The organism is Actinomyces sp. oral taxon 448 str. F0400, from assembly GCF_000220835.1.
Classification (GTDB): Bacteria; Actinomycetota; Actinomycetes; order Actinomycetales; family Actinomycetaceae; genus Actinomyces.
Window position 1 is genome coordinate 1,291,174 of sequence record NZ_GL985606.1, and the last position, 6,514, is coordinate 1,297,687.

Consider the following 6,514-nt stretch of genomic DNA (forward strand, 5'->3'; position numbering starts at 1 on the left):
GCCGGCGGAGCGCGCTCCGCGGCCGCGCTCACGTTCGGAGCGCGCTCCACGTCCGCCGCGTCCACTGCGGCCGCCGCGGCCGCGCTCGCGCAGCCCCGTCTCGCCCAGATCCTCGATCTCCTCGGCATCCAGACCGGCGAGCACGCGTTTGCTGCGCGGCAGCGTTCCCGTCACCTCCCGGGGAATGCCCAGGTCGGTGTAGAGATGATCGCTGGTGTGGTAGGTCTCGACCGGTTCGGCCACCGGCAGTCCCAGGGCCCTGGCGATCAGACGCCACCGGGGGATGTCGTCCCAGTCGACGAAGGTAATCGCCGTGCCCGAATGGCCGGCGCGTCCGGTTCGCCCGATGCGGTGGACGTAGATCTTCTCGTCCTCGGGGCACTGGTAGTTGATGACGTGAGTGACGTCGTCGACGTCGATGCCGCGGGCCGCCACATCGGTGGCCACGAGCACATCGACTTTACCGTTGCGGAAGGCCCGCAGCGCCTGTTCGCGCGCGCCCTGGCCGAGGTCCCCGTGCAGGGCGGCCGTGGCGAAGCCGCGGGAGGCCAGGTCGTCGGCGACGCGAGCGCAGGTGCGTTTGGTGCGCGCGAAGATGATGGTCCGCCCGCGGTCGGCGGCCTGGAGGATGCGGGCGACGACCTCGACCTTGTTCAGGGCGTGGGTGCGGTAGACGACCTGCTGGGTCGTCTTGACCGTCATGCCCTCGTCGCCGGGGTCCTGGGCGCGGATATGCGTCGGCTTGGTCATGTACCGCCGGGCCAGGGCCACGACGGCGCCGGGCATGGTGGCGCTGAACAGCATCGTCTGGCGGTCCGAGCGCGTGCGCGCCAGGATCTTCTCCACGTCTGGTAGGAAGCCCAGGTCGAGCATCTCGTCGGCCTCGTCGAGGACGACCGTCGTCACGTGGGTCAGGTCCAGCACGCCGCGGTCCATGAGGTCGATGAGGCGCCCGGGCGTGCCGACGACGATCTCCGCCCCCTCGGCCAGGGCCTCGATCTGCGGCTCGTAGGCGCGTCCGCCGTAGACCTGCACGATGCGCACCGTGCGCCCGGCCGCGGCCACGGCCAGCTCTTCGGCCACCTGCTTGGCCAGCTCGCGCGTGGGCAGGACGATGAGCGCCTGCGGGGAGCCCGAGGCGGGGTCGGCGTCCCACCCGTCCTCGCCCGGGCCGAGGGTGTCCATGAGCAGGGGGATGGCGAAGCCGAGGGTCTTGCCGGTGCCGGTCTTGGCCTGGCCGATGATGTCCTGGCCGTCCAGGGCCACGGGGAGCGTGAGAGCCTGTATGGGGAAGGGGTGGATGATGCCCTTGGCGGTCAGGGCGTCGCAGATCTCCGGCTCGACGCCGAAGTCGGCGAATCTCTTGTGCGTCAGGTCGGTCTCATCCCCCTCGTCGGTAATGTCGGGGGTGGCCTCGTCCAGGGCGGGGGCGTGGGCGCCGGCGGTGCGGAGGATGCCGGAGGCGCGGTCGGCCTCGACGGCGGGCGCGGCGGGTGCCCCGGGCGCGGCCGGGGCGGTGGTGCTGTCGTCGGTCACGACGTTCCTTCCGGTGGGACCGTGCGTGCCGACCGTGCACGCTCACGGCCGGCCGGAGCCGCCGGGGCGTGCACGACATCGACGGGGCCGAACGTCGTCGGGCTCGGGCCCGGTGCGCAGGCGCGGCGCGGTCGCAGTGTGGCAGCCGATCGTGAATCGTGTCCCGCTCGGGCCGTCGGGGCCGCGGGACCGGGCTGCAGGACGACCGGGCAACCGTGGACGTCTCCAACAGTAGCGGGTCGGGCGGCCCGCGCCCCGGTCCCGCGGACGGTTGGCGGCGCCCCGTGGGCGAATTCACGCCCGGCCGGCGCCCCTGGATCCGCTCACCGCCCGCCGCCCCGCGGCGGCGGAGGGCGGCCCCTCGGCCTACCCTTGTGCACATGAGCACCCCCGGTCCGCCCGCCCCGCCCGCCCCGTCAGCGCCGGCCCCCTACGTGCGGGCGGTGATCGGCATCGTCGCCTTCTCGTGCACCGTCGCCTGCACGCGCTACGCCAAGGACGCCGACAAGGCCCCCTCCATGGGACCGCGGGTGGAGTTGCTGCGAATGAGCGCCGAGCGCGTCGCCGCGTTCGACGCCGTGAGCGCGCTCGCCCGCGGGGCCGGGGTGGACGCCGCCGCCGGCGCCGAGCGGTTCATCGGCTCCCTCGGGGACCTCGACCAGCGCCTGCGGCCACTGGATTGGGCGGAACGACTGATCAAGACCTATCTGACCTTCGGTCTGCTCCTGGACTTCTCCATGGCGCTGGTCGACGCTCTGGACGAGCCCCTGCGCGGATCGGTTCTGGAGGTGCTCGGGGCCGACCGCTTCGGCTCCATGGCGGCCGCCGCGCTGATCGACGACGTCGCCGCCGACCCTCAGCTCGCCGCCCGCTTGGGCCTGTGGGGACGGCGGGTCGTGGGGGAGGAGATCGGGACGCTCCAGCGCATGCTCTCGGCCTATCCCGAGCTCCTGGGTGGCGGCGCCGGTGCCGCCCAGCTGCACGAGGTCCTCTCGCAGGGGGCGACCAGCCGCATGCGCGGCCTGGGCCTGCGGGCTTGAGACGGCGCCGCCGGGTAGCGTTGGCACCCGTCGCCGCAGACGGACGGCGGCTTCCGCTCACCCGAGAGGAGGTGCGCGCATGCGTACCATGTTCGTCCTGCGCGGGGCGCCCGGCGCGGGCAAGACGACCCTGATCCGTCGGCATCGCCTGGGTGATCTCGCCATCGGCCTGGACGATTTCCGCCGCTTGTACTCCGCGCCCTTCACGGATCTGGACGGCATGCCCACCCTGTCGATGGCCTTCGGAGCGGAAAAGCAGGTCGTCGCGGCGTTCAAGGCCGCCGTGACCGCCCGGATCCGTCAGGGCGGCACTGTGCTGCTCGACTGCACCAACCCGTCGCGCAGGAGTTACCGCGAGTTCGCCTCCCTGGCACGGCGCTGCGGCTACGAGGTCTACGTCGTCGACGTCCAGGGGGAGCTGACCGACGACGAACTGATCGAGCGCAACGAGACCCGCCGCGGCGCACTCGACTACGTCGAGCCCGGGGTCGTGGTGGATATCGCCGCCAGGGTGCGGGCCGGGGCAGCCTCCGTCACCGAGCGCCTCGTCGACCTGGACGAGGTGCGACGGCTCAACACGATCATCGAGACCGACATCACCGGGCGCTACGAGCGCCTCGTCATCATCGGCGACGTGCACAGCTGCGCCGGAGCGCTGGCCGGGGTCAAGGAGCACTTCGGCGGCTGGGACCCCGCCTCCCTGTTCATCTTCGTCGGCGACCTGTTCGACCGCGGCCCCGACGCCGCCGGCGTCCTCGACCTCATCGTCGACGACGCGGGGCGGATCCCGGACAACATCGTCCTCGTCGAGGGCAACCACGACGAGCACCTGCGCATGCTGGTCGGCAACGTGCGCGGCGTCGGCTGGTCGCACACGCGCGAGTCCCGTCGCCAGATCCTGGCCTCGGGGCGGCGCGACGGCGACATCGAGGCGCTCCTGGCGCGCATGGTGCCGCTGGCCGCCCTGCGTCTGGCCGGCCGACACGTCCTGGTCACCCACGCCGGCCTGGACGCGGCCACCATCGACCGCGTCATCGCCGAACGCGAGGACGGTCTGCTCTCCTGGGACCTCACGGAGATCCCCATGCTTCAGCTCCTGCTCGGCTCCTCCGAGCGCTCCACCACCTTCCGTGGGCGCTCCAGCTACGCGCGCGCCGTCGAGCCCCGGCTGTCCCACCCGCGGATCCTCCAGGTGCACGGGCATCGCAACGGCTCCCGCGGCGAGGACCCCGGCCCCGAGCGCGCCGCCGACCACGTGTACACCCTGGAGCACGGGGTGGAGCAGGGGGGTCACCTGGCCGTCCTGGAGATCGGCGCCGACGGCACCCGCACCCTCCACGCCTTCGGCGAGGACCACCCGATGGTCCTCGCCGCGGCCGACTCCTCCAGCCTGCTGGCGCGCATGAGCGCCCACCCCGAGGTCCGCGTGCGCGAGGTGGCGGACATGCCCGGCGTCCTCGCCTGCAATTTCTCCCGGCGCGCCTTCGCCAAGGGCCTGTGGGACCGGACCAGCCGCAGGGCCCGCGGCCTGTTCGTGCGCGCATCCGACTGCGAGGTCGTCGCCCGCGGCTATGACAAGTTCTTCAACGTCGGCCAGACGCCGGGCCCGGCCAGCCTCGAGGAGGTCGTGCGCGCCGGTGTCGGACGGCCCCTGACCGTGCGGCGCAAGTGGAACGGATACCTCGCCATCGTCTCGGTCATCGACGGGCGGCTGCGCGTCTTGTCCAAGTCCGGCGTCACGCCGTTCTCCGAGCACGCCTCCTCCCTCCTGGCCGCGCACCTGGGGGAGCGGGCCGGCGAGCTCGCCGAGATCATCTCGGGGGCGGGCGCGTCCCTGACCTTCGAGGTCATCAGCCGCCGCGACCCCCACATCATCGACGAGGGCGATGACAAGGTCATCCTCCTCGACGCCATCCGCAACCAGGAGGACATGGAGCTCCTCGACGACCTGCGTCTGCATCTGGCGGAGACGTTCGGCTTCGTCTCGCCCCGGGTTGAGGTCCTGGCGAGGGCCGCCGACGACTCCGCTCTGACGGCCCTGGCGGCGCGGATTCGGGCGGCCGAGGAGCGCAAGGAGGAGGGCTTCGTCATCACCTACGCGGGCGGTGCGATGGCCAAGTGCAAGTCGCAGTACTACGCCGATGTCAAGGCGTTCAGGGCTCAGTTGAGCCGCCGCGCGGACGGCCGCCCGATACGCGCGTCGGGGCCGGGAACGCGGCTCATGCGCGCCTTCCTCGACCGCGGCGATGCCGAGGACCTCCTCGAGCGCTTCACGCTCGATGGACTGCTCGGTCCGGTGATCGACGTGCCGGCGCTCGTCGCCGCCCTGTGACGCCTGATGCCGATGGGCGGGCCGCTGCGTTCGGCGCCGTGAGCGCGCCCCCGGCTCGCGCGCCCGCCGGCTCGCGCCTCACACGCCGAAGCCGACGCGTCGCGTGGTGGTCTCGCCGACCTCAACGTAGGCGAGCGAGCCGGCCGGGACGAAGATCTTGCGGCCCTTGTCGTCGCTGAGCGTGACGTCCGAGGTGGCCGCTCCGGCCAGCGCGGCCAGCACGTCGTCCTGCGAGGCGGAGGTGTCGAGGGTGAGCTCGCGGGTGGCGTGCTTGACGCCGATGGTGACCTGCATGATGGCTTGGCTCCTTCTGAATCCTGCCGGCGGTGGTTGATCAGTGGTTGATCGAGGGCCGGGCCGTTCCCGACGATGATCCTAGGGCGCCGCCGCCGCCCCGATCGCGGCCGGGGTGCTTGCGCGGCGCCGTTTCGCGCCGCGCGGACGGTGCCGGGCCGCGATCCGGTCATCGTCGGCGGCGCTTGTCGCACCCGCGTGGTGTCATGGGCCCATGCACGATGACGGCGCCCCGAATCGGGTCCAGCTCCTCCCCGCCCGGACGGCGGAGCCCCCGCCCGCGCCCGATGCCTCCGGTCGCGCCGTGCTCGACGCCGCCGCGGCGGGCGCGAACCTGGTGGTCCTCGGCGCCCCGGGCACCGGCAAGACCTCTCTGGCCCTGCATCTGCTCGTCGACGCCGTCGCCTCCGGCCGCGACGCCCTCCTGCTCGCCCCCACGCGCGCCCGCGCCGACATGCTGCGACGCCGCTCGGCCCACCTGCTGGGTGAGGCGGGAGTCCGCGACGGCGCGGTACGGGTCCGCACCCCCGCGGGCTACGCCCTCACCGTCCTGCGCACCTCCCTGACCCGTCGCCCCGACCCGCTGCCCGCCCCGGTCCTGCTGGCCGGGGCGGAGGAGGATGCGGCGCTCGCGGCTCTCATCGTCCCCGAGCAGTGGCCGGGTCTGCCCGCCTCCGCCGTCGCCTCCCGGGCCTTCCGCACCGAGCTGCGCAACCTGCTGGCCCGCGCCGGCGAGCTCGGTCTGAGCGCCGATGACCTGGCCGAGCTGGGACGGGTCCTGTCCGTCCCCGTGTGGGGGCCGGCCTCGGCGCTGCTGCGCATCTGGGACGCCCAGGGGCGCCCGTCCGCCGAGCGCAGGTCCCAGACCCGCAGGATGGACGCGGCCCGGCTTCAGAACCGCGCCGTCGAGGCCCTCGGCTCGTGGGAGGCGGACCGGGTCGCCGAGCGGCGTCCGGTCCCCGATCTCGTCGTCGTCGACGACTACCAGGACTGCACAGCCGCCACTGCGCGTCTCCTGGCCGCCCTCGCGATGCCCGATGCCGACGGTCACCGCGCCCAGGCGGTCGTCCTGGGGGACCCGGATGTGGCCGTTGAGACCTTCCGCGGTGGGGCTCCCAGCCTCCTGGTCGAGGCCGAGGATCGCTCGGGACTGAACGCCTCCCGCCTCCTGCTGCGCACGGCTCACAGGGGCACCCGGGCGCTCGACGCCGTGTGGTGGGATCAGGCGGGCAGGCTTCCGGTGACCGGATCGGCCGCGCACCGCCGTCCCGTGCGGCCGGCGCCCTCCCGGGGCGCCCGGCCCCCCGGCGCC

The 6,514-nt window shown here is 73.4% G+C and carries 5 protein-coding genes; 3 read left to right on the forward strand and 2 right to left on the reverse strand.

The window, feature by feature from the left end; genetic code table 11:
- Positions 1–1,536 (reverse strand): DEAD/DEAH box helicase (locus HMPREF9062_RS05540; RefSeq protein ID WP_009749080.1); only part of this gene is annotated, 1,536 nt, incomplete at its 3' end.
- Positions 1,537–1,916: 380 nt separating this feature from the next.
- Here HMPREF9062_RS05540 and HMPREF9062_RS05545 point away from each other — a divergent pair.
- Together HMPREF9062_RS05545 and HMPREF9062_RS05550 are read left to right on the forward strand one after the other, a co-directional pair.
- Complete coding sequence (locus HMPREF9062_RS05545) at positions 1,917–2,576, forward strand: ferritin-like fold-containing protein (RefSeq protein ID WP_009749081.1); 660 nt, start codon at positions 1,917–1,919, stop codon at positions 2,574–2,576.
- 79 nt (positions 2,577–2,655) lie between these two features.
- On the forward strand, positions 2,656–4,908 hold the full coding sequence (locus tag HMPREF9062_RS05550; protein WP_009749082.1) for an RNA ligase: 2,253 nt from the start codon (positions 2,656–2,658) through the stop codon (positions 4,906–4,908).
- A 78-nt stretch (positions 4,909–4,986) separates the two neighbouring features.
- Here HMPREF9062_RS05550 and HMPREF9062_RS05555 read toward each other — a convergent pair whose 3' ends face one another.
- Positions 4,987–5,202, reverse strand: a complete 216-nt coding sequence (locus tag HMPREF9062_RS05555; RefSeq protein WP_009749083.1) for a DUF3107 domain-containing protein — start codon at positions 5,200–5,202, stop codon at positions 4,987–4,989.
- 214 nt (positions 5,203–5,416) lie between these two features.
- On the opposite strand from HMPREF9062_RS05555, the gene HMPREF9062_RS13560 reads away from it, so the two are divergent.
- The coding region (locus tag HMPREF9062_RS13560) for a UvrD-helicase domain-containing protein (RefSeq protein ID WP_009749084.1) at positions 5,417–6,514 on the forward strand (1,098 nt) is incomplete at its 3' end.